At 68.7% G+C, this 22,247-nt stretch carries 19 protein-coding genes and 5 pseudogenes; 11 read left to right on the forward strand and 13 right to left on the reverse strand.

Going from position 1 to position 22,247, the window contains the following annotated elements:
* Positions 1-162: 162 nt before the first annotated feature.
* Together OHS70_RS37445 and OHS70_RS39255 are read right to left on the reverse strand one after the other, a co-directional pair.
* Positions 163-261 (reverse strand): annotated as a pseudogene (locus OHS70_RS37445) (IS5/IS1182 family transposase); the annotation flags it as partial.
* Positions 257-337, reverse strand: a pseudogene (locus OHS70_RS39255) (IS5/IS1182 family transposase); the annotation flags it as partial. The pseudogenes OHS70_RS39255 and OHS70_RS37445, both read right to left, overlap by 5 nt.
* A 105-nt stretch (positions 338-442) precedes the next feature.
* Between OHS70_RS39255 and OHS70_RS37450 the strand changes: the two are divergent.
* Positions 443-991 carry a hypothetical protein gene (locus OHS70_RS37450; RefSeq protein ID WP_328405119.1) on the forward strand — a complete coding sequence of 183 codons (549 nt, stop codon included), beginning with the start codon at positions 443-445 and terminating at the stop codon, positions 989-991.
* A gap of 998 nt (positions 992-1,989) precedes the next feature.
* Here the strand turns inward: OHS70_RS37450 and OHS70_RS37455 are convergent.
* Together OHS70_RS37455 and OHS70_RS37460 are read right to left on the reverse strand one after the other, a co-directional pair.
* On the reverse strand, positions 1,990-2,115 hold the full coding sequence (locus OHS70_RS37455; protein ID WP_328405122.1) for a hypothetical protein: 126 nt from the start codon (positions 2,113-2,115) through the stop codon (positions 1,990-1,992).
* 318 nt (positions 2,116-2,433) lie between these two features.
* Entirely contained in the window at positions 2,434-2,706 is a 273-nt protein-coding gene (locus tag OHS70_RS37460) for a hypothetical protein (protein ID WP_328405124.1), read from the reverse strand.
* A gap of 120 nt (positions 2,707-2,826) precedes the next feature.
* Between OHS70_RS37460 and OHS70_RS37465 the strand changes: the two genes are divergently transcribed.
* Complete coding sequence (locus tag OHS70_RS37465; RefSeq protein WP_328405126.1) at positions 2,827-3,051, forward strand: hypothetical protein; 225 nt, start codon at positions 2,827-2,829, stop codon at positions 3,049-3,051.
* A 10-nt stretch (positions 3,052-3,061) separates the two neighbouring features.
* Here the strand turns inward: OHS70_RS37465 and OHS70_RS37470 are convergent, their stop codons facing one another.
* Both OHS70_RS37470 and OHS70_RS37475 read right to left on the reverse strand, forming a co-directional pair.
* Positions 3,062-5,155: a protein kinase domain-containing protein gene (locus tag OHS70_RS37470; RefSeq protein ID WP_328405128.1), complete on the reverse strand. Its 2,094-nt coding sequence runs from the start codon at positions 5,153-5,155 to the stop codon at positions 3,062-3,064.
* Positions 5,156-5,522: 367 nt separating this feature from the next.
* Complete coding sequence (locus tag OHS70_RS37475; RefSeq protein WP_328405130.1) at positions 5,523-5,825, reverse strand: hypothetical protein; 303 nt, start codon at positions 5,823-5,825, stop codon at positions 5,523-5,525.
* A 335-nt stretch (positions 5,826-6,160) separates the two neighbouring features.
* Between OHS70_RS37475 and OHS70_RS37480 the strand changes: the two are divergent.
* The 5 genes and pseudogenes from OHS70_RS37480 to OHS70_RS37500 all read left to right on the forward strand — a co-directional run.
* Positions 6,161-6,568: pseudogene (locus tag OHS70_RS37480) on the forward strand (chaplin family protein); the annotation flags it as partial.
* A 533-nt stretch (positions 6,569-7,101) separates the two neighbouring features.
* Positions 7,102-9,345, forward strand: coding sequence for a hypothetical protein (locus tag OHS70_RS37485; RefSeq protein WP_328405132.1), 2,244 nt, complete (start codon positions 7,102-7,104; stop codon positions 9,343-9,345).
* Positions 9,342-10,487 carry a hypothetical protein gene (locus OHS70_RS37490; protein ID WP_328405134.1) on the forward strand — a complete coding sequence of 382 codons (1,146 nt, stop codon included), beginning with the start codon at positions 9,342-9,344 and terminating at the stop codon, positions 10,485-10,487. The genes OHS70_RS37485 and OHS70_RS37490 overlap by 4 nt, the downstream gene beginning before the upstream one ends.
* 17 nt (positions 10,488-10,504) lie before the next feature.
* Positions 10,505-11,374, forward strand: coding sequence for a hypothetical protein (locus OHS70_RS37495; protein ID WP_328405136.1), 870 nt, complete (start codon positions 10,505-10,507; stop codon positions 11,372-11,374).
* Positions 11,375-11,508: 134 nt separating this feature from the next.
* A complete protein-coding gene (locus tag OHS70_RS37500) occupies positions 11,509-11,835 on the forward strand; it encodes a hypothetical protein (RefSeq protein ID WP_328405138.1) in 327 nt (108 codons plus the stop codon).
* A 7-nt stretch (positions 11,836-11,842) separates the two neighbouring features.
* Here OHS70_RS37500 and OHS70_RS37505 read toward each other — a convergent pair whose 3' ends face one another.
* Positions 11,843-12,397: a hypothetical protein gene (locus tag OHS70_RS37505; RefSeq protein ID WP_328405140.1), complete on the reverse strand. Its 555-nt coding sequence runs from the start codon at positions 12,395-12,397 to the stop codon at positions 11,843-11,845.
* 127 nt (positions 12,398-12,524) lie between these two features.
* On the opposite strand from OHS70_RS37505, the pseudogene OHS70_RS37510 reads away from it, so the two are divergent.
* A pseudogene (locus tag OHS70_RS37510) lies at positions 12,525-12,611 on the forward strand (DUF3043 domain-containing protein); the annotation flags it as partial.
* A 126-nt stretch (positions 12,612-12,737) separates the two neighbouring features.
* On the opposite strand, the gene OHS70_RS37515 reads toward OHS70_RS37510, so the two are convergent.
* Complete coding sequence (locus tag OHS70_RS37515) at positions 12,738-14,468, reverse strand: ABC transporter ATP-binding protein (RefSeq protein WP_328406169.1); 1,731 nt, start codon at positions 14,466-14,468, stop codon at positions 12,738-12,740.
* Positions 14,469-15,027: 559 nt separating this feature from the next.
* Between OHS70_RS37515 and OHS70_RS37520 the strand changes: the two genes are divergently transcribed.
* The gene (locus OHS70_RS37520; RefSeq protein WP_328405142.1) at positions 15,028-15,909 is read left to right on the forward strand and encodes a pentapeptide repeat-containing protein; all 882 of its coding nucleotides are present in this window, start codon (positions 15,028-15,030) and stop codon (positions 15,907-15,909) included.
* A 200-nt stretch (positions 15,910-16,109) separates the two neighbouring features.
* Here the strand turns inward: OHS70_RS37520 and OHS70_RS37525 are convergent, their stop codons facing one another.
* The 4 genes from OHS70_RS37525 to OHS70_RS37540 all read right to left on the reverse strand — a co-directional run bounded on the left by OHS70_RS37525 (position 16,110) and on the right by OHS70_RS37540 (position 19,671).
* Positions 16,110-17,189 carry a hypothetical protein gene (locus tag OHS70_RS37525; RefSeq protein ID WP_328405144.1) on the reverse strand — a complete coding sequence of 360 codons (1,080 nt, stop codon included), beginning with the start codon at positions 17,187-17,189 and terminating at the stop codon, positions 16,110-16,112.
* A gap of 31 nt (positions 17,190-17,220) precedes the next feature.
* Complete coding sequence (locus tag OHS70_RS37530) at positions 17,221-17,607, reverse strand: hypothetical protein (protein ID WP_443062711.1); 387 nt, start codon at positions 17,605-17,607, stop codon at positions 17,221-17,223.
* Positions 17,608-17,937: 330 nt separating this feature from the next.
* Positions 17,938-18,366, reverse strand: coding sequence for a hypothetical protein (locus OHS70_RS37535; protein ID WP_328405146.1), 429 nt, complete (start codon positions 18,364-18,366; stop codon positions 17,938-17,940).
* 12 nt (positions 18,367-18,378) lie between these two features.
* Entirely contained in the window at positions 18,379-19,671 is a 1,293-nt protein-coding gene (locus OHS70_RS37540) for a DUF6745 domain-containing protein (protein WP_328405148.1), read from the reverse strand.
* Positions 19,672-20,117: 446 nt separating this feature from the next.
* Here OHS70_RS37540 and OHS70_RS37545 point away from each other — a divergent pair, with 446 nt between their 5' ends.
* Both OHS70_RS37545 and OHS70_RS37550 read left to right on the forward strand, forming a co-directional pair.
* Entirely contained in the window at positions 20,118-20,477 is a 360-nt protein-coding gene (locus tag OHS70_RS37545) for a hypothetical protein (protein ID WP_328405150.1), read from the forward strand.
* Between the two features lie 45 nt (positions 20,478-20,522).
* Positions 20,523-20,895: pseudogene (locus tag OHS70_RS37550) on the forward strand (helix-turn-helix domain-containing protein); the annotation flags it as partial.
* 64 nt (positions 20,896-20,959) lie between these two features.
* Here the strand turns inward: OHS70_RS37550 and OHS70_RS37555 are convergent.
* Entirely contained in the window at positions 20,960-21,742 is a 783-nt protein-coding gene (locus tag OHS70_RS37555) for a hypothetical protein (protein WP_328405152.1), read from the reverse strand.
* Positions 21,743-22,247: the final 505 nt, after the last annotated feature.

Here is a 22,247-nt window from a genome sequence, read left to right on the forward strand (position 1 = left end):
CCACAGTCGAACACGATCCCCCATGACGCCACTCGGCAACCACCCGGAGCGGACGGTCCGTTCACCATCTCGTGGTCGTGAAAGGAACCCCTGTCTGCCTAAGGCTTGTCCCGCATGATCTTTTGAGGGTCGCGAGCACCGCTGGCCCGCACGGCTGTTCGCCTATTCGGCGAGGGCCAGGTTGTGCAGTCGGGCGATGCCGCTCATGGCGTGGTGTACGCCATCGCCCCTCAAACGGCAATGGCGGAGGATTTTCCAACTTGCCGAAACAGCCGGGGCTCAGCCCGGTGAACGGGGCTGTCCAGGACGGCTGCGACGCCGTGATCACACCAGCCACGGCCGAGATCGTCCCATGGCGCGTTCACCTGCCCGATCTGGAGGTGTGGTCACGACTCTGCCACCGCGAGATCACCCGAACTGCCGCCCGGGGTACGGTCTGCACGTGATCTACCTGATAGGTGGCCCGCCACGGGTGGGCAAGAGCTCCCTCGCGTGGATGCTGCTGGAACGGGACGGCATCCCGGGATGCCCGACCGATGCTCTGGTTTCGATGCTGCAGCGCGCCGCGCCTCAGCATGGCGTGCGCCACGGCACGCACCCGGACAAGGCCGTACCGGCGCAGCCCTTCCTCGTTGAGTTCATCCGAGCCACCGCGGAGAGCCTCGACGACTCTGATCCCCTGGACGGCTATGTGGTCGAGGGCGACATCGTCACGCCGGCGGCGGCCACAGCCGCCGCTGGTCTCGGGATGCCACTGAGCTGCGTCTTCCTTGGGAACGCGGAGCTGACCACCGAACACTTGAGGGCCGCCCCGGACTGGCTCGACGGAGCCGATGACACCACCTATCGGGAGATCGCCGCGTGGGTCAGGGAACAAAGCACTGCCCTGCGTGAAGCCTGTGCGGCCAGCGGGCACGTCTACGTCGAATTGGGGGCCGACTACGCCCGGGGCCTTGAGAGGGCCTACTCGACACTGGTGGAGAGGCGCTGACCGCCCACCGTCAGCACTCGCGAAGGCCCGCAAAGAAGTGCGGGACAAGCCTTCCCCCGATTCTCAGCTGCGTGGCGTGGTCGTTGGGTTCACGATCGTGTCGGCAGTGGTGCTGGTAGGTGCCCTCATCCCGCTGTCGTGAAGCCCGGACGAGGCGCTGTCCGGTTTTCTCATCGGTGTTTCAGATCCCGTTGCGAACGCATGCAGTGCGGGCGAGGGGACCATGCAGCTGGGGCTGAGCGTGACGTGGGGAGGTGGGTCATCGCATCACTTCTTGAGCTCGGCGGCAGTCGCTCGCCAAGAGCGCGCACGTGCCGCGGGCACGGAGGATCAGCAGTGCGTTGGCGGAGCTGTCCTCGCACGCGCATCCGAGTTGGACTTCGAAAGCCATTCGAACTGCTGGTGACCACCGAATGGTTCGCGAGTCCGGCAGCGTAGTGCGCCAGTCCGTCTCCGCGCGCTGATCGAGTCCGACCGCCTCGCCGGGGCCGCGACAACGGCAATGATCGGCTGGCAACGGGTTCATTTTCACCACCAACCACTATCTGCAGCCCCACGGCCATAGCTCGCAGCGAGAGGACCAGTTGGCTCCACCGCGCCCCCAAGGCGGGGGCGTTGGGCGTGCAGTTCAGCAGCGGAGTACAGCAAGCCCGCCGGCCGCGGCAGACCTTCAGGCACCTGAGGAGCTGGCCGGGCAGGCTGGCGGAGTCCTGCCGATGGTTCGCATCGCGAGGTCAGCCCGTGCCACAACTGCACCGCCGCCGTGGCGAACTCGTGACGGCGCCTCATCTCAGCGCCCTGGTCCCAGGTCAGGGATCATTTGAGTTGCGTCGGCAGGTCTTGAAATGGCGGCGAGCAGCAGATCGCGGACCAGTTGTGGGCTCGTCCGTCGGGAAGGTGGACGAGGTGAGGGGGGCTCTCCCGCCCTCACACCGGCTCCGAAGAATCGCTAGGACTCCGAAGATGTTGACTTCGGGCTTGGTTTCCGGGCCGGAGCCTCAGCCGTTGGCCAGGGTGCAACCGAGTGGGAGCAGCAGGCGGTCCCAGTGGCGCTGCAGTGCAGCGGGGTTGCCGATGCCAGCCCCCCAGTCCACAGTGCTGCTCGCGAGAATGATCTCGGTCACCTCGGGATCCTGAACCTGGTCGACACGCTGCCCGTGACAGGGATCCGCCCTGGCAGCGATCCCCGGCGCCAGCCTCAACGGCCACCCACACCGGCGACTGCCCGGGAACCTCAGCCTCACCCTTCCCGGCATCGAGGCCACCGACCTCCTCGACCGCCTCCCCGGCATCGCCGCCTCCACCGGCTCGGCCTGCAACACCGGAGGCGGCGAACCCTCCCACGTCCTCATCGCGATCGGCCTCGCCCGCGAGTAGGCCCGCGCAACCCGCCGGTCGGAGCGGGCATGGCTTGGCCACGACCGACCTCGTCCTGCGAGAGGTCACTGGACCGGGGGCGTTCGTCGGAACACCCCCGCGTCGGCGGGGAGGACGGTGCGGGCGGGGCGATGGCCGCCGGGGTCGACGCCGACGAACTCTCGGCGGACATCATGACGGCCGCCGAGTTCACCGCCGACACGGACGCTGCCGTGTTCGTACGTGGCGTGACGCGGCCACGCCACGTACGCCCCGCTGACGGCGGACCACCGGACCGCCCCGGCACCCGCCCGCTCGCCCAGGTGCACCCCGCCGTCGGGCCCGACGTCCGACACCACCTCGCGACTGTTTTGACCTGGGCCTTTGATCTAAAAGTCCGTGACAGCCGTTTGACACCGCTATGTCTGAATCCCACGCTGGTGGGATATGTGGCTCCATTCACCCAAAGGGAGATCATCATGTCGGTATGCACCCGGAAGAGCATCTGGCTTCTGGCCGGCGCGTCCTGCGCTGCTGCGCTGCTCGCCGGACCGATGGGAGTGGCGGGCGCCGCAGCGGCACCTCGGACGACGCAGGACGTCACGGAGTCGTCGAGCGCGGCACCGCACGATCCCTGTACGGGGTACCACTACGACGAGAACCACAACCGCGTTTGGGATCCGCCGGGCTGCACCCCGCCATGACCGTGTGCACCTAAAGGATGATCACCGACGCCGACCTCGAGTTCCCGTTGGCCACGTAGACCTGACGCCCGTCCGGGGAGACCGCCACCCCGGCCGGGCGGGAGCCGACGGGGATGGGGCTGCCCACCGTGCGATTCGTCGCGGTGTCGATCACCGAGACCGAGTCGGAGTTCCTGTTGGCCACGTAGACCTGGCGGCCGTCGGGCGACACAGCCGTCCCGACCGGGCGGGAGCCGACGGGGATGGGGCTGCCCACCGTGCGGTTCGTCGCGGTGTCGATCACGGACACGGAGCCTGCGTTCGTCACGTAGACGCGGCGGCCGTCGGGCGAAACCGCCACCCCCTCCGGGGAGCGGCCGACGGGGATGGGGCTGCCCACCGTGCGGTTGGTGGCGGTGTCGATCACGGACACGGAGTCGGAGCCCAGGCTGGTGACGTAGACGCGGCGGCCATCGGGGGTGATCGCCACTCCTTCCGGGAAGGGGGCGACGGGGATGGGGCTGCCCACGGTGCGGTTGGTGGCGGTGTCGATCACGGACACGGATCCCGAGCCTCCGTTGGCCACATAGACGCGGCGCCCGTTCGGAGTGATGTCGACTCCCTCGGGGGTGGCGCCGACGGGGATAGGGCTGCCCACTGTGCGGTTACTCGTGGTGTCGATGACGGACACCGAACCCGAGGAGCTGTTCGACACGTAGATCCGTCGGCCGTCCGGAGTGACGTCGATTCCCTCGGGGGTGGCGCCGACGGGGATGGGGCTGCCCACCGTGCGGTTCGTCGCGGTGTCGATGACCGACACCGAGCCCGAGTTGAAGTTGGCGACGTAGCCCCGGCGCCCGTCCGGGGAAACGGCCATCCCCTGCGGGGAGTCCCCGACCTTGATCGAGACCACGGACGTCGGTGCGGGCGTTTCCGCGCCCGGAGGGCCGCGCTGTGCCAGGTAGATGCCGCTACCCAGTGCGGCCAGCGCCACCAGCACCGCCCCCACGATGAGCCCGACTCGTCGGCGTCCGGGCCGCAGGGCGGGCCGCGGCGGTGCCTCGCCCACTGACGTCGGCAGGGGGCCCAGCGGTGGGCCGGACGGCTTCTCAGCCTCGGAGTGTGGCACGTCTTCGGTCGGTGGGGTCGTTTCCCGAGTCTGCGGCGGCTCCGAGGCGGTGGGTCGCTCGCTCGACGGCACCACTGGCGGAAGGGCCGGTTGGCGCGAAGGAGGGAGTGGGGGCAGTGGCTGGCCGACGATGGACGTGAGCCGCTGGGCGACCTCGTCGCCGCCCATCCTCTCCTCGGGGTCCTTGGCCAGCAGCCCGAGAAGGACCGGGGTCAGCTCCCCCGCCCGGCGCGGCGGCGTGGGAGGCTCGAACAACAGAGCGCTCAACGTCGTGAGGGCGGAGTTGCGGTCGAAGGGGCCGGTCCCCTCGAGGGCGAAGTACAGGGTGGCGCCGAGCGAGAACAGGTCGCCGGCCGGGGTGGGCGCCACGCTGCGGGTCCGTTCCGGGGGCATGAAGCGTGGGGTCCCGAGGATCTCCCTGCTGGCGGTCAGCCGGGCCTCTCCGGAGCTCGGCTCCAGCGCGATGCCGTAGTCGGTCAGCAGCACGTGGCCGCCGCTGCCCTCCGCAGGGCTGGAGAACTGCGGGCCGGGCTGGGTCAGCAGGATGTTGGCCGGCTTGACGTCCCGGTGCAGGACGCCGAGCCGGTGGCCCTCCAGCAGGGCGTCGAGCACGGCGAGCCCGATCCGGGCGACGTCGCCTGGTGGCAGCGGCCCCTGCTCGCGCACCACCGACTCCAGGTCCATGGCGTCGGGGACGAAGTCCATGACGATCCACGGCAGACTGTCGTCCTCCACGATGTCGTGCACGGTCACGACATGGGGGTTGTTGCGCAGTCGGGCAGCGTGCCGCGCTTCACCGCGGGCCCTCGCGATCCGGGTGCCGACCACGCGTTCCGGGACGACGGTCGGCAGGATGATCTCCTTGAGAGCAACCTCGCACGCGAGTTCCTGGTCGTAGGCCAACCACACCCGTCCCATGCCGCCAGCGCCGAGCCGACGTAGGAGCCGGTAGCGCCCGGCGATCACACGCCCGGCGCCCTCGTTCGCTCCTGTCATGGCGCTCCCTCTTCCAGGACGGCCAGCAGGCTTCCCCGGCGAGCGGTGAAAGGCTTCTCACCACATATCGCATATCGCCACAACGGCGGCAACTTGCCCGGAACAGCTCTCGTCACTGCGGGGAGGGGACGAATCGCGCATGGTCGACGACTTCGCCGACGACATCCTCGTTGCTCGGGAGGAGACGCAGGGACGGACCGAGCAGGCCGAGTCGACCGTCGGCATCCGGGAGTCCATTGCGTGGCTCAGGAAGTATCCCGGTCGGCTACGGCGCGGGGTCGGCCACACCGTCTCCCGCAACCGCGTAGGCCCGTCACGGAGCGGCCCCCTCCCGGCGCACGGCGGTCCGGGGGGCGGCGCCGCGTCGTCAGGCGATGAACAGGCTCATGCCGGGGGCCGGTCGCACGAACTGACCCGGCAGGATGGCGCCCGTCACGTGCCCGTTGCAGAAGGGCCCCGACCATACGAAGGCCACTTCGTCCGTGCGGTTGGCGACCTCCGAGGGCGCGAAATCCCCGAGCGGGTGGCAACCCGATGGGTCGGTGTGCAGCGCCCCGTCGACGATCAGCACGCCGTTGGCCGCCTGCGCAGTGCCCGGCGCCGTCAGCGCCAGCGTCAGCGCCGCCGCGCACGCTCCGAGCACCCGCGCCGCGCGTCGTGTCCCACGCATCCGTCGTCCACCTGCCTCTTCCGTATTGCCGCATTCGCATCAGTTGCCGACATTCTTGCTACTCAAAGTGACGTCGCTGATTCGAACGGGACAGCGTGATGGTGACCGGTCCCCGCCCGTCGGCCTGGGCCTGCCAGCTGCCCATGAACCGGGATTCCAGTGTTGTCGCAACCCGGCTTCAGGCACGGCATCCATCGATGGTCCGATCAGGGGAATTCCGGTTTCTGGTGCAATCCTCTTTTGTTGTCATGCCGAAATAGTGGTGACAGCCCAACTGCGGGCTGTAGCCGAACGTGAGAGCCGCGGTCGGCGGATCAGGCACTGTGGAGGTAGCGATGTTCCGTCTCATCAATAGCGCAGGGGTGGCGCTGGCCGTCGGGGTGGCAGTGATCGGCGGTGCCTCGTCCGCGGCGGCCGACGCCGGCGCCGAAGGCGTGGCGGTGAGCTCGCCGGGAGTGCTGTCGGGCAATGTCGTTCAGGTGCCGGTCCATGTCCCGGTCAACGTGTGCGGTAATTCCGTCAACGCCATCGGCATGCTCAACCCGTCAGTGGGCAACGTCTGCGCCAACGGGGAATCAACCGGCAGTGCGTCGGCCGGCTCATGGGCCTATGGCGTGGCGGTGAGCTCGCCGGGAGTGCTGTCGGGCAATGTCGTTCAGGTGCCGGTCCATGTCCCGGTCAACGTGTGCGGTAACTCCGTCAACGTCATCGGCATGCTCAACCCGTCGGCGGGCAACGTCTGCATCACTTCCTGACGAGATTCGCGCCGGTCCGTCGTCGGTCACGGCGCCGACGACGGACCCGGATCGCGATGTAGGCACAGGACCCCGGTTTGGTCACTGTCGCTATGCCCAGGATCGCGCTGCCCTCGGTGCGGGACGGCCCGCCCGGGGGAGTGTCCCGGGTGGACCGTCTGCGGGTGCGTTCGGGGCAGACGCAGATACTGACGGCGCAGATGGTGACGTTGGTGGTTCCCTGGCTGCCGGCGCTCCCGAGTAGGAGGCCGGCTGGGCGCGAGGGCGGCTGAAGCCCGCCGTTCCACAGCGCTGGGCGTGGATGCTGGACCGGGTGTAGTTGTTCTGTTTCGTGCGGTAATCGGGGAACGCCGGACGGAGGCATGTTCGCACCGGTACGTTGCCTGCCAGATGGGGAGTGGCAGTACCGAACCCGTGTGCATGGGGACGAATAATGCCACTGTGCGATTGGGGGGTACATGTCAGAAATATCGACGGTGATTGACGCTTTACTGCGAGCCCGGCTGCAGCAGTTACCCGAGGTGGAACGTGAGAGTACGCGCTGGCGCACGCTCGGCGAGCGCCTGGACGAGCTGGAGGGCGCACTCGCCGATCTGCGGGTGCACACGACCATGGACGCCGATCTGGCAGCGGCCCTGACACTTCCTCAACTGCCAGAGATCCGGCTGGCTGTGGCGGAAGCAGCGGACTCATTCCGAGTGATCGCCTCCCGCTTCACCCGGACAACAGTCAACATCGGTGTGAGCGGCGCGGCGCGCATGGGCAAAAGCACCCTGCTGCAGTCGATCTCAGGCCTCGACGACAACCAGATCCCGACCGGTCACGGCATCCCGGTCACCGCGGTCCGCAGCCGGATCTTCCACTCACCTGCGGTGCGGCGGGCCGAGTTGGAGATGCACACTCCGGAGAGTTTCCTCGCCGAGGTGATCTCCCCGTTGCACGTGGCGCTCGATCTCTCCCCCGCGCCGCGCACGGTCGCCGAATTCGGCCGTTGGGTCTACCCGGAAGCTCTGCCGGACACCCGGGACCGGGTGCTGCTGACCCGGCTGCGTGAACTTCACAGTGCCCTGGAGTCGTACAAGCCGCTGCTGACCGGGGGGGTCAAGACGGTGCCGCTGGAGGAGGTACGGCCGTTCGTGGCCTATCCGACCCATGAAGAGATCACCAAGGCGGCCGGGCGGGTGGGGCGGGCCTATGCCGCCGTGCGCGAGGCCCGCATCGAGTGCGCCTTCCCGCACGAGCACGTGGCCAGGATCGGCATCGTGGACCTGCCGGGCCTGGGCGAGGTGGCCGCTGACGCCGACCGGCGGCATGTGGCGGGTCTGCGCAACGAGGTTGACGCGGTGCTGGTGGTCAAGCGGTCCTCCGACACCTCCTCGTTCTTCGACGAGACGGACACCGCCGGACTCAGCCTTCTCGACGAGGTACGAGGGTTCGTGCGTAGCACCGGAGAATTCACCTACCTGGTGCACAACGTCGATCCGGACAAGCCTCATCTCGCAGAGAACCTCCGCGGCGACCTGCTGCGCAATGTCAACGGGGGCGAACCGGACCGCTTCTTCACCGTCTTCGAGACCGACGTGCGCGACCCGGAGCGGGTCGGCAGGGAGCTGCTCAGCCCCCTGCTGAAGCGAATGGCGGAGGGGCTTCCGGTCATGGACACCGAGGTGCTCGCCGGCACCCGGACCCAAGCCTCGGCCGTGCGTGACCGTACCCGCCTGCAGCTCACCGATCTGCGCCGGGCGCTCGACCAGGTGGCACGGCGGGCCGGAGTGCCGGAGGAAGTCAACGACGCCAAGGCCGCGCAGCTGCGCAGCGCGATCGCCAGGCGGCTGCGCGGGCTGGTTGCCGAGCTGGCGGCGGAGGCGCACGGCTCAATGGTGGATCCGGGCTTCAGCGAGGCCGTTGAGAAGGCTTACGAGGGCGTACTCGAATGGATCCAGGACGGCTTCGGCAAGGGCGCTGACGCATGGCGGGAGGAGGCGCTGACCTGCATGATCACCGAAGGCCATGCGGCGGCGTTCGCAGGGCCGGAATTCAGCAGGATCCGGGTCGAGATCAGCCGCCGGTTCGCGGCGCTGGACGACTTCTTCACGGCACGGCTCACCGCTGCCTGGGACCGTACAGCCTCGGTACTCGAGGCCGAGTGCGGGGCGCTCTTCAAACCGGACGAGGGCAGGCATGCGGACAGTGCCTCCGGCTCCGACGGCACCACCGTCTCTCCCGTCGCCCGGCCCGGACGCGATGTCCTCGCCGAGCTGGCCGAACTGTTCGCCCGTTCCTCCCAGCCCTGCCCGGGCCTGGCCTCCGCAGTCAACAGCCTGCTGGACGTACGGCTGGAGTACCGCACCCTGCTCTACCCCCGGGTACGCCCCGACCTCGCCCCGCTGAATCTCCAGGTCACCCACCCGGACACCGGCGAGCAGATGCAGCAGGTGGCGGTCCCTCTGACCGAGGAGGGCGCCGAGGACCTGCACGAGCTGTTCAGCGGTCTCGCCGAGCAGGCTGCGTTCCGGATCCAGAAGTCGCTGTCGCAGGAAGCCGCGGTTCCGGCGGCCGTGATTTACGCGCTGGTGGAGCAGTTCGAGGACACCCTGATCCGATCCGGCACCTCGGTTCCGGAATTCCGGCGGTTCGTCCGTTCGTACCGCAACGACCTGTGGCCGGAGGAGTTTCAGGGGATCGACGAGGCCAACAGCCGCTTCGCACGCGTGGTCCGCGTTGCACAGGACATCTCGAGCGTCATCGAGGAGGAGCAGCTGTGACGGACGACCGCCCGGTCTTCGATTACAAAATCGGCCTGCTTGCCCCCAGCCGCGTGGGCAAGAGCACGCTGATCGCCAGCCTGCTCACCGAGGGCCAGCAGCTGCTGGCACAGGACTCCTCAGTACACCTGCTCACCGCGGACCGGCCTACCGCTCACCGGCTGGCCTCCACCTACAACCTGGTCTCCGGAGCGCTCAAGGCCCGGGTGTTCCAGCCGGGCCTGGTGCCCAGTACCAGCGATCCCTCCTGGTTCCGGCTGCTGCTGGAAGCGCGGGGACAAGGCCTGCAGATCCGGTTCAACATCCTCGACTATCCGGGCGCATGGCTGGAGGGAGCCGGCGAAGGCACCGAGGACGAGCAGAAGTGGTACGAATGCGAAGCGTTCCTCGCCGACAGCTCCGTGCTCATCCTCCCGATCGACTCGGTGCTGCTCATGGACGCCGGTGACGACCACGCGCATTTGCTCGCCTCTCACCTCTCCGTATTCCAGATCAACCAGGCCGTCCTCAGATGGGCGAAGAACCGGCGGGAGCTGGCGGGTGAGCCCGCCATGATCGTGTTCTGCCCGGTCAAGTGCGAGACGTATCTGTCGGACAGCGGCAGTCTCCAGGATCACGCGGGCGCGCTCCGGGAGAAGGTGGTCGACCAGTTCAGCGATGTGCTCAAGACGGTCCGGGACGCCGCCCCGCACGCGGCGGTCCGCTACCTCCCGATCGACACCTTCGGCTGTGTGGAGCTGGTCTCGGCCCGCTGGCTCCACGCCCAGGCATCTCCCGGCGGCGAGATCCTCGTGCCCAAGTACCGGGTCCGGCCACCGGGCCAGATCGTCCGGAAGGGACTGGACGACCTCATCGCCCTGCTGTGCCGGCAACTGGTCGACACCGCGCGGGCGCAGAGCGAGCGGACGACGGCCACAAGGCAGACGGTTGCCCTGCACTCCCGAAGCTACGCGGAGTTGAGGGAGGGCTTTTTCCGCGACCTGTGGCTGAACTTCAACGGCGAACGCGACCGTCGCAAGCGCGCCGCCGACAGCGACGAGAGGCTGTTCGCCGAGTCGCAGCGCACCACCCAGTCGCTTTTCGACGTGCTCACCGCCCTGGCCGGGCGGGAGAGCGGACCCCGTCTGCACCATCTGAGCTGACCGCCGAAGGGACTGCCGTGCAGATTTATCTTCGTACCCGGGGTGCCCCGCGCAGGCTGGACTACGGCTTCCTCGGCCCCGCACCAGAAAGCCGCTGGTGGGACGCATACTCGGAGTACACCGCCACCGAGCGGCCCTGCCTGCTCGCCGTCACGTCGAACGGCCGCTGGCGAATACTGATCAGCGGGGTGCCCTCCACCCGAACCGACTCCGTGGGCACCCTTATCTATTACACCCTGGTCCTCGAAGGCTCCCCCGGCCCGAGGGGCACGGTGGGGGCCGGGCAGGACCGGCCCGCGGTGCTGGCGCTCGCGTCCCGCTGGCTGGACGACGTCGCCGGTCACCCGGAGGGCCGCGGGGTGCTGGCCGATGTCCTGGACGGTATCTGTTCCAGCACTGAGGTGGACCGCCTGCTGGCCGCCCGCCCCTCGGAACTCACCACCGAGCGCAAGGAGCTCACCGCCCGGCTCGCCACCGCGCTGGCATCCCTGAACCCCGCCCCGCCTGCACAGCACAGCGGCGTCCCCGCCCTTCTGGGGGAGCGCTGGATCGCCGGCCGGACGGCACCGGGCGCCAACGCGGCCTTCCTGGCTCGGCTGTCCTCGCTGCTGTCCGACGAGGACGGGCAGGCACATCTGCTCAACCTGGTCTCCTCCGCGGAGGACATCACCACGCTGCCCCCGGGACCCGGGCCACTTGCCGTACTCGTCGAAGGCGGCATGGTCGGCGACCCCGCGATGCGGGCCGAGGCACTTCCAAAGCTGCGTCCGGAGGTCGTCGCCGGCATCCCAAAAGCCCGGTGGCGGGCAGCGACGGTTCCCACAGCGCTTACCGCCGTCATCCTGCTGCTTCTGGGTCTGGCGCTGCTCGCCAGTCGCTGGATCTGACCGGGCCGTTCCTGATCCAGGGGAAACTATGCGGCTTCAGCCCCGAAAAGTACCCACTGCGGTTGTCAGTCGACCTCCGAGCGCCGAGGCGGTGCCTGCAGTTCCGCTCAAGGGCCACGTACCAGGGCGAGTGGGTGACGCCTGGTGTCCTGTTGGCCTTCCGCGGCGAATTCGCGGCGTCCGAACCGAGGACCGGCCGCCTCATCCGGGCCCGTCTGCTCGCCCGACTGGTCGTCAGGCGGGCCCGATTCCTCACTTACGAAACATCCCGATACGAATTCGCCCGGGTGGAGGACCTGGACTTCGCCGTATCTTTGGACGGCGAGACGGTGTACGAGGTGTACGGGGTCAAGCCGATGGAGGAGGACAAGGGACTGGTTTTCACTGACGGGTCCGGCTACACCACGATCGAACAGATAGTGCCTGGTTTGAAGCAGGCAGTTCAGAACGAGAACCAATGACCGCGCGTCAGTTGACCGACAAATGGGTTTCGTCGTCGAGAGCCTCTCGCGCTGCCCCGGAGAACTCTTTCAACCGCGCCCTGGCTGCCAGCACATGCGTCGCGTGCCTGTCTTTCCACGTGTCGGTTTCGATTTCCCGTAGGCGGTCCGCGTGCCAGAAGTAGAGATCCGACAGAGCCGCGCCAAGAGCTGTCATCAGAGTGTCGGCGGCCTCTACGACCGCGGCGGGCCCCTCCACCGCCACGGTGGAGGCGGCACGCCGAGCAGCTCTCACCAGGTTCTCGGCCACCCTCACTTGTTCCATCGCCTCGTCGAGGTTCGGAGCGTGACCGCCGTCGCCCAATGCGCTCCAAGCCTTCTGGAAGCCTTCTTCGGCCGCTACCGCCTCGCTGATAAGCGTGCTGTACGCGGCCTGGCGAACCTCCCGGCGCCATCGATGGTGATCGAAGTGAGCCTGTGACCGCACCTGCCAGCGAGTAGACCACGCTGCCACAACCGCCGCGACCGTTGTCCCCGCGACGCCGACCGTCGAGCCCAGGATTGCTGCTACCCCCGCGTCCACCCGCCCGATTCTGCTCCCGCTGGGCCGGGCACACCAGCCCGGGCAGCAGGCCCTGCGGCCGCGCACTGTGCAGCAGGCCCTCCCGTCGAACCAAGGGCACGCGGCTTCGGCAACCAGGGGACGCTGAAAGGCCAGTGGCGACGAGCGCTATCTGGAGACCCGTGACAAGGGACCGGTCCGCCGGTTCGTGCGCAATGTCGCCGACTTGCGGTTTCGCAGGGGGTAGCGGGCACGCACCGGGTCCGCCCGGGCCGGCTCCTGGGCGTCCGGGACCGCGGGTCCCGGGCGTCCCCGCCTTCAAGCCGTGTTCCCAAGGGCCTGGCCTGCGTTGGGCATCCGATCAGGGGGCCGACGCCAGGAACTGAGTCGCCGCCAGCTCCCCATACAGCGGATCCGCTGCCACCAGCTCGCCGTGCGTGCCCACCGCCCGTACCTTCCCCGCGTCCATGACCACGATCTGGTCCGCCAGCGTCACCGTCGACAGCCGGTGCGCCACCACCAGCACCGTCACATCCCGGGCCACCTCCGCGACCACATCGCGCAGCGCCATCTCATTGACCGCGTCCAGTTGCGAGGTCGCCTCGTCCAGGAGGAGCAGCCGTGGCCGCCGCAGCAGCGCACGGGCGATCGCGACCCGCTGCCGCTCGCCGCCCGAGAGTTTGGAGCCGCGGTGCCCGACCACCGTCTCCAGGCCGTCCGGCAGCCGCTCCACGACCGCGTCGAGCCTGGCGCGTACGAGCACGTCCCGGAGCTGTTCCTCGCTCGCGTCCGGCGCGGCAAACACCAGGTTCTCCCGCACTGTCCCCGCCAGCACCGGAGCGTCCTGCTCGACATAGCCGATCGCGGCGCGCAGATCGGCCAGCGGCCAGTCCCGTACGTCCTTGCCGTCGACGAGGATCCGTCCGCCACTCGCCTCGTAGAACCGCTCGATCAGCCCGAAGACGGTCGTTTTGCCGGCCCCGGACGGGCCGACGAAGGCCGTCATCCCGGCGCCGAGAACCTCGAAGGAGACTCCGTGATGGACGTACGGAAGATCGTCGCGGTAGCGGAAGGTGACGTCCTCGAAAACCACCGACGCCGGACCCGTGCCCGCCTCCCCCCGCAGCGTCGTCAGCGTCTCCGTTTCCAGCCGCTCCGCTTCCACGATCCGCGCGATCGCCGCCGAGCCCACCTGGTACTGCGAGGCCGCCTCCACGAGCCTCGACACCGGGTCGATGAGATAGAAGAGGAAGAGCAGAAAGGCCACCAGCGTGGATACGGAGATCGCGCCGGAGGCGACCCGCGCCCCGCCGATCCCCAGCACCGCCAGGAACGACACCTGCACGGCCAGGCCCACCGACGACCAGGCCGCCGACTGCCACTTCGCGGACCGTATGCCGTGCCGCCACGCCTCCCGCGCCGCCCTCGACACGATCGCCGTCTCGCGCTCCTCGGCCCCCGATGCCTTGACCGTACGGAAGGCCCCGAAGGCCCTCTCCAGCACGGTGGAGATCTCGCCGACCGCCTCCTGCGAGCGCTGCGTCGCCTGCGCGATCTTCGGCATCAGCAGCCCGACACAGCCGCCGACCAACACGATCACGCCGAGCGTCACACCGAGCAGCACCGGGTCCATCAGGCCCATCATCACGATCGTGGCGACGAAGGCGAGCCCGCCGGTCGCCGCCGAGACGATCGATTGGGTGGTCACCGCACGCAGCAGAGTGGTGTCGGAGGTGACCCGGGACATCAGATCGCCGGGCTGGGTCCGCTCCACCTCCGGCAGCCGCAGCCGCAGCAGCCGCCCGATCAGGCTGCGGCGGGCGGCCAGCACCACGGACTCGGCGGTGCGCTCCAGGATGTACGCGCCGACGGCCTCGATCGCGGTGCCGAACACCACCAGCGCGGTGAGCAGCGCCAGTATCCCGGTGATGGACTGATCGTCGCCGAGCCGGTCGACCAGTGTCTTGGCGGCGAGCGGCTGGGCAAGACCGGTGACCGTGCCGACAAGGGTCAGGGTGGCGCCGAGAGCGACGACCCAGCGGTGCGGGCGAAAATGCGCGTACAACGCCCGCCAGGTCTCCCGGATGGGCAGTCTGACGGGCGGCTTCTCGAGGCCAGTGGCGTCTGCGGGCGATGCTGTGCCTGTGGTCTCTGCGGACTGTGTGGCGTCTGTGGCGTCTGCGGCTTTCGCGGAGGATTCTGCGGTGGTCACCTCAGCGAAGACGCGAAAACCCCCTGAACGCCTGAGCGGTTGCCCGAATCGGCTCAGCCGCGTACGCCGCACAGATGCAGCAGGGCCGCGCGTACGCAAGGAACGACCCCATCCCGGCACCCAGTTACGCTTCACCGACGCCGACGGACTGCGCGCGCACGGCGTGTGATGCAAGATCGGCCGCTACAAAACTCGGCGCAGGTCACTGCGCAGGAGTCAAGTGCTCCTGACCAGCGATCTTTCCGCACACTATTCGGGATGAAGGGGCCGTGGGTTCAAATCCCGCCACCCCGATGCTGTAGTAGGAGGTCAGGGCCGGTTTCCTTCCGTGGTAACCGGCCCTGCGTCGTTGTGTGTGACCAACTGCGTGACTACCCCCGCAGAGCACCGTGGCTTCGGCCACGCTTTGGCTCCGGCGTGCGTGGACATGATTCGCCGCATGAAGCGCACCCTCCAGATAGCCGCCCTCGTCATCGTCGCGGCTGGCTACATGCTCCTGATGTGGCGCGGCCCATGGATGATCGACGGCAGCCACTTGCGCACACGTGATCTCCAACCGGCCGACGGTGTGATCGTCACCGGCTTCAGGACCACCCTGGTCGCAATCGGGGCTGGAGTCATAGCCTGCCTGGGCCTGTACTACACGCACCACTCGTTTCAGCACACGCGCGCGAGAGATCAAGAGCAGGCCGAACTCGCTCGCGAAGGTCAAGTAACGGACCGATACGTTGAAGCCATCAAGCTGCTGAGTGCTGACCACCCAACCCAGCGCCTCGGCGGCATCTACAGCCTTGAACGGATCATGCGGGACTCGGAGAAGGACCATACGACGGTTGTCGCGGTGCTCGCCGGATTCATAAGGCAGCACGCGCACCGACCGGAGGGCGGCACACCGGACCCCCAGCCCCTCGCCGAGGAGATCCAAGCTGCCCTTACGGTGCTGGGCAGACGCCCAGCACGGGCAGAGCCCACCAGGCTGGACCTCCGCCGCACGATCCTTCGAGGCGCGGATCTCACCAACGCCCGCCTCAGTCGCGCCCGCCTGGCCGGCTGCGACCTCAGTCAAGCTGATCTGCGAGACGTCAACCTGGAGAACGCTTGGCTCCCTGGGGCTGACCTGACCAACTCAGTTCTCACGAGGGCCGTTCTCAGCAGAGCCAATCTGCGAGAGGCAACCTTCTGTGGCGCCGTGCTCGCCGACGCTCGGCTGCAAGACACGGACCTGCGCGGCGCCGATCTACGCGAAGCCAAGGGGCACAACGCCGACCAAATCGGCACTGCTCTCACTGATGCCACGACAGGCCTGCCTCCATCGGCATGATCTCTTCCGGGCACATTGGCGCCTGCGGATGAGGGGGCGTAATGGACCCCCACCCGGGGCGAGTCCGGGACAGTGCCTGTGGGCAGGGCCGTCGGGACGTCGGCTGAGCACCTTCGGCGGGGACGGCGGCTGTCGGGCCCTTCCACCTCTTTCTGGCCGGGGTCAAGCGTCCGTTTGCTGCCATGCGGCCTGATGGGGGCTCACTGGAAACTGAGACGGTGCGGGTGGGTTGGGTCGGTCGGGCAGGTGTGGACGCGCATCTGGCCGCGGCCGAGATGGACACCGACGGGATCGATGACTCCCGGGTCATCGTCGGCGCCCTCCTCGACAGGCAGCCAGCTCCGTGAGCCGCCGTCGCACTCCCATTTGTCGACGGTGAGCAGCGGCGGCATCGGGGTCCCGCACCGGGGGCAGTCGACGGGGGCGGGGTCGGTCAGGTGCCAGGAGGCGTAGCCGCCGACTTTCCAGCCGGGAGCGATGGAGAGGTCGCTCATGTAGTCGATCTCGTCCAGTTCCTCGGCGCGGGCGGCGGCCATGGCCGCTTCGTACTCCTCGTAGGTGGCATAGCTCGCCGGTGCTGAGGAGTCGTAGGCGTCCTCAGCGTCTTCCTCGTCGAGGAGGCCCTCTTCCCACTCGGCGATCTCCTCCTGGAGGTCCTCACCCAGCAGGCCGAGGTACTCGTGCTCCACGACCTGCTCCGGGTGGAGGACGCACGTGGTCGGGACGCACTCCTCGCGGCCGGCAACCGGCGGTTCGGGCTGCGGCGTCAGTACGGTGCCGACATCCTCTGCACGCCGCCACTTGAGGACCACGTCGATCGTGCGGTCCGGGCCGTGTACCTCGAAGGGGCACCAGAACACCTGGAGCAGGTCGCATCCGTCGGGCCCGACGAGGTCCGGCACGTCGCGTGTGCAGAGCTGGGCCACGGCCAGAAGCGGCAACGGGGCGGCGTCGCCCAGATCCGGGACGTGGAGTCCGGACGTCATGCCCTCCAGGAGCAGCTGCTCCTCGTCGGTGTAGTCCCGTCCTCGCGCCTCGTCCTGGATGCGCCGCCGCAGGTGCACGTCGGACAGGAGGCGGCCGGTGCCCTTGGGGTGGACCGCGGTGCAGACCGGCCACGGTTCGTCGGCCGGCCACAGCAGCGGCCCGGCGACCGAACTCTCCTCCGCCTTCGGCGTACCAGGGCGAGGGTGCAGCCGTGTCGCGGTCCGCCGGTGGGCGGCGAGTGCGGGGAAGACCCCCTCGACGTCGACAGGGCGCGGTGGCGTCGTGCGGGTCACGCAAGTCCTCCAAGGCAGTTCTGCGCCGATGCTATATGTCGGTTCGGACGTTGCCGGCGGGGTTCTCCAGGCTGTGGGAGAAGCTGAAGCTCTTGTTGCCGAACGCGCTGAATTCGATTTGGCTCGGAATGGGGTTGGCGCAAGGAGCGCCCGGTCGACGGTCGCGCCGTTGTATCCGGATGCCGCTCGCCGTCCGACTGCAGCACGTGCTCCAGTACCTCACGGCGAGCTGCTCGGCCTCCTCGAATGCGGTCAACTCCCTGAGAACGCGGCTCAGATGGAGTCGCAGCCTGCCCACGAAGTGGTCCTGCTCGCCGAGTTCGCCGACCGCCGCCGCGATGGCCTGCTCGGTAACCCGGCGCGCATCCGCCAGTTCTGCCTGGTGGTAGTAGACGCGGCCGAGCGCGGCGAGCACCATGGCGCTCGCCAGCCGGTCTGGTTCCGCCCGCGACGACTCCACATCGAGGGCCTGTTCCAGCAGCCCCCTTGCCGGGCCGTGTTCGCCCCGCAGGTGCAGATAGCGTCAACTGCGGCCAGCTCCGCGCGCTCGGCGATCAGCTTCGGCACCCTCCAGCGCAGTTCGGTGCCGGACAGCTACGGTCATGACGACGAAGACCTGGACTGCACCGTTCAGCACTCGCCAAGGGTGCCCGTCGGAAGGGCTCGAAGTACGGGATCACTCCTCGGGGGCTGTGGAAGCGGGACGGTACTGCCACTGGCACCACGACGAGCGCGGGGCGGCTCACGGTCAATCGATGACGAGCCGCTTGTCGTGGGCCTGTTCGGTCTGGCGGCGCACGAGGTAGGTGCCGGAGGCATGGCCCATGGCTCCGTGTTCGGGATGCAGTACGTAGGCCGTGGCACCTTCGTGGACGGTGAAGCAGCCGACGTCGGCGCCGTCGGTGTCGATCGGTGTCCAGGTGACCGGGCCGTCGGCCACGAGGAGGTGGACGTGGCCACCTTCGCCTGAGGTCACCAGGGCGATTCCGGTGGCGGGGACCGGCTGGCCGCCCTGCGGCGGGTCGAAACCGATGAGGCCGACCGGGATGAGTCCGACGTCACCCTGGCGCTGGAGGCCCGAGGACACAGGGATGGCCGCCTGCCGGTCGAGGTGTTCGAGGACGTCGACGCCGGCGAGTGCGGTGACGTCTTGGAGCGTGGGCTGCTGCTTGGCCATGGACTCTCCGTTTCAGGTGGCACGGGACAGAGTGAGGTACTGCTCGCGGGTCAGACCGAGGAGGCCGGCTGCCGCGCTGACAGGGTCTGGGGTTTGGGCGGGCACGGTGAGCCCGTAGGAGCGGCGAGTGCCGTCGCGCTCGGGTGTGCCGTTGGTGCACAGCAGGACGCGTACGGGGACGTTGTAGATCGCGGTGGGAAGGTCGTACAGGGTGAGCCGTTGTCCCGGGTTGCCCGGGTCGGGCGCGCTGTCCCCGACCTGCCGAAGGCCTGCCGCGGTGATGAATTCCGGCCAGCCCATTCTCTCGATCGCGCAGCGGCGCACCTCGGTATTGGGCTCCCGCAGGATCCGGTCGGTGTCCCAGTCGCCCCGGATCAGGGAAGCGGGGACCCTCGTGCCGTGCCAGACATGGACAGCCCAGCCGTCGGGCCATACCGCCGCCGGTCCGTCGGGGCAGTGGGGCCGCCCTTGTGCATCCCGCCGGAAGGCATCGGGACGGGGGGTGAGGATCGCGTAGTCGCGGAAGGCCCACCACCATCCGGCGTGCTGTGCGACCTGCTGCTCACCGTGCACGGCGGCCATGCCGGTCACGCCGATGCGTTCCATGGCGTCAGCCCGCGCATGGGGCGCCACGCTCCAGTGGGCCAGGGGGGTCCCGCGCCACCAGCGCCGGGGCAGCCTGACCGCAACCTCCCTGGCAGTGCCGCACACGCCTGCCTGGGCGGCCACCTGAGCAGTCAGTTCGGCGTGGACGCGCGGCAGCACCTCCAGGTCGAGCCGGGCCGGCGGATCGCCGTTCTGGATCAGTTCCTCGAAGGCTCCGAGGCGCTGCGCGTTCACCTGGCTCTGCATGTGCTGGTGTGTCAGCCGCCGCCAACCGCTCTGCCACAGCTCCGGCGCAAGCACCGCCTCGTCCACCCGCTCCTTGACCGCATCGGTCACCTGCGCCTCGATCCGGGAGTCGATCCCGGGCCAGATCAGACCTCGGGCGTCGGCAGGCAGCTGCCCGCGCAGCCGGCGACGGAACCGGGCACGCACCCGGGCAGGCAGACCTCCGGTGACCTGGGCGATGACGGTGGGGAGGATCGCCTGCCCGATCACACCGGCCCAAGGGGATTCGAGCCAGACGATGAACCGCGGCGGTGACAGTCCTACGGCGCGGTAAGCCGCCCGGACCCCCTCCTGCGCAGCCGCTGTGTCGCCCGGCCCGGTGGCCCCGCCGACCGCTGCCCAGTGCTTCCTCACCTCACCAAGAACGGTCTCCTGCCCCGCCGTCAATTCACCGATGCTTCCCGCGTATTCCATGCTCCCCCCAACATGCCGACCGCTACTGCACAGGTGATACGGCTGCGAGGACAGGATCACGTCCCGCAGCCACCAGCAGGCCGCCGCACTCATCCACAACCATCATGTGCCCAGCCCCCTCCGCACGAAGGGCGAAGCGGGAAACAGCCTCACTCACACGGCGCATCACCGCACTGGCCACCGCCGCGCTGCCATCTCGGCCGGCATGCCTGCCATGCCGCAGCCCGTCACCGCCGCACTGCCTGGCTCCTGTGGCAGCAGGGCCGTTCGGCTAGCGGCGGTGGTCGCCTGTTCTTCCCGCCGCTGTTCGTCGCCGCCGCACGGCTCCCCGGCGGGGTGGCCGCCACGCTGAGTGCGGCGCAGCCACTGGTCGTGGCGGTCCTGGCCGTGACGGTGCTTCACCAGAGCCCGTCGGCCCGGAGCTTCGCGTTGGGTTCGCGGGCATCGTGGGTGTCGGGCTTGATGGACAGCGTCTTTCACGCGAGCGTGGCGATGTCGGCTGCCTTGCCCGTCCTGATCGCCTGGCAGACGCCCCTGACATCGCGATGCGCCCCGGCCTGGTCGACCTCCTGGTCATTGCCGCAGAGCTGTCTCAACCTGTCGACGCGGACAACGAACGCCAGGTGCTGCTACTCGGCGACGACTGCGATCACCCGGAACGCGAATGGTGCAGGGCCGCGTTCGCCGCACACGCCTCCGCGCTGCGCGCGTTGCTGGAGGACGAGACCCTTCCGGATGGACTGATTGGCGCAGACGACCGCGAGTGCCTGCTCAAGTCTGTGGAACCGCAGCGAGACCCCTCCTGAACACCGCAGGCCAGCCACTTGTGAGGCCCGTGCAACCATCTCGCAGTGACTGGTGTGATCACGGCTTCGGAGCCGTCCTGGACAGTCCCGTTCAACGGGCCGAGCCCACGCCAGTTCAGCAAACTCATCACCGCGCTGCCGCGCGAAGGGCGTGGCCCCAGTGCGCAAGGGCCGGCCCTGGAGCCTGCCACCGGAGGATCGAGTGCTGCTGGTCGCCGCCTACTGGCGCACGAACCTGCCCCTGCGCCAACTGGCGCCCCTGTTCGGCGTGTCCGAGTCAGCAGCCGACCGCATCATTGACCACCTCGGGCCGTCGCTCGCTCTCCAGCAACGTAGGCGGTTCGGCAAGGACACCGTGCTCGTCTTGGACGGCACCTTGGTTCCCACCCGCGACCATCAGGTGCGGAGCAGTTCAAGAACTGCGAGCCGCTTCCCTCCGCGGTTCCCGCACCCTCCAAATCCCGGCATCCGAAAGCAGGCATTCACTGGCCGGTCTGCTCGTCGGTGGACCTGCTCGGTCCAGGGGTGGGGACAGAGGCAGCCAGCTCCCGCTGCTTCTCGGCGCCTGCACGGTGCTTGTCGGCGATCGTGGGCTCAGCGACGGCCAGTTGGTCATAGACCTCGGCCTGAGCCGTGTGTGTGTTCGCCCAGCGCCGGCGGGCGGCGGCATGGCCGTCGGTTCCCGCGGCTGCGAATGCGGCGTTGAACGCCTGGGTGTTCTCCTTCTGCAGCTCTTCCAGCCGGGCGTACAGCAGCCGGGCAGCGACTCGGTGGGCGGCGGCGGACCGGGCCTCGGCGACTTTGCTCATGGGCTTGGTCGAGGTGAGCCCCGCGGTGACGGCGTGCTCTTCGTCCGGGTGCATCTCGGCGTACCACGCGTCGATGCTGCGGGCGATGTGGGCGGCGCCGAGCTTGGTGGGGTGGCGGCGTTGGTTGGTCACTGTCCAGTCCGCGATCAGGGTGCCCCACTTCTCGTGTGCGGACTGCTTGGTCATTCCTGCGGCTGTGCCGATGTCGCTCCAGCTGGCGCCGCGTTCCTTCTCGACGACGACGGCCTTCTCCACCAGGGCATCTGACAGGTGGCGCAGGTGCAGGGCAGCGCGCAGAAAGCCGCCGTGCTCACGGTCGCGGGAGCGCAGCTCCAGCGGGACGTCACGCAATGCGTCGGCAGCGAGGCGGCTGAGGGCGTCCGCGTGGGCGACGTACGCCTCGTCGAGCGGTGCGAGCGCCCGCGGGCGCGGACGCTCGTCGTGTTCTTCGTTCATGTCGTCAGGCTATCCCTGACGCCTGAGAGTTGCCAGGGAACCAGGACTTGGATGGAGGGGTAACGCGCTTCCCCTTTCTCGCGCATCGCTGAGACCGAGGGCTGCACCGGCGAAAGGGCAACAGCCGAGAAGACAACGGCCACGCGTGGTCATCGTCGCCAACGCCGGTTGAGATGGTGCCCTATGTCGGGGAAGAGTCTGTGGTCATGGACTTCTTCTGCTATCGCCGTGATCGGCCCGGCTTGCCGATGTCCATTCCGGCCCAGATCCGGGGGCACGGGTCACCTTCGCCAGCTCGTCGTCGCACACGGTCCCGCAGACGACCTCGCCGACGTTGTCCTACACAGCGATCGATTCGCGTGTCCCAGTGAGCGGTCGAGTCGTCGCGGGGCTCCGGGCGGCCGAGTTCCTTGAGCATCCAACGGCGACAAGCTCACAGCCGTACCCAGAACCCCTGGGGTCGCCGGTCTTACGAATGACCGGATCGGACCCACGCTTGGAAGGT

The organism is Streptomyces sp. NBC_00390, from assembly GCF_036057275.1.
Lineage (GTDB): Bacteria > Actinomycetota > Actinomycetes > Streptomycetales > Streptomycetaceae > Streptomyces.

What these genes read in the sequence shown, in the direction of transcription:
- OHS70_RS37475 (WP_328405130.1), bottom strand. Translation starts at nt 5,825, where the DNA reads ATGCGTGGGACACGACGCGCGGCGCGGGTGCTCGGAGCGTGCGCGGCG.
- OHS70_RS37535 (WP_328405146.1), bottom strand. Translation starts at nt 18,366, where the DNA reads ATGGCCAAGCAGCAGCCCACGCTCCAAGACGTCACCGCACTCGCCGGC.
- OHS70_RS37555 (WP_328405152.1), bottom strand. Translation starts at nt 21,742, where the DNA reads ATGAACGAAGAACACGACGAGCGTCCGCGCCCGCGGGCGCTCGCACCG.
- OHS70_RS37520 (WP_328405142.1), top strand. Translation starts at nt 15,028, where the DNA reads ATGAAGCGCACCCTCCAGATAGCCGCCCTCGTCATCGTCGCGGCTGGC.
- OHS70_RS37470 (WP_328405128.1), bottom strand. Translation starts at nt 5,155, where the DNA reads ATGACAGGAGCGAACGAGGGCGCCGGGCGTGTGATCGCCGGGCGCTAC.
- OHS70_RS37540 (WP_328405148.1), bottom strand. Translation starts at nt 19,671, where the DNA reads ATGGAATACGCGGGAAGCATCGGTGAATTGACGGCGGGGCAGGAGACC.
- OHS70_RS37465 (WP_328405126.1), top strand. Translation starts at nt 2,827, where the DNA reads ATGTCGGTATGCACCCGGAAGAGCATCTGGCTTCTGGCCGGCGCGTCC.
- OHS70_RS37530 (WP_443062711.1), bottom strand. Translation starts at nt 17,607, where the DNA reads ATGGTGCTCGCCGCGCTCGGCCGCGTCTACTACCACCAGGCAGAACTG.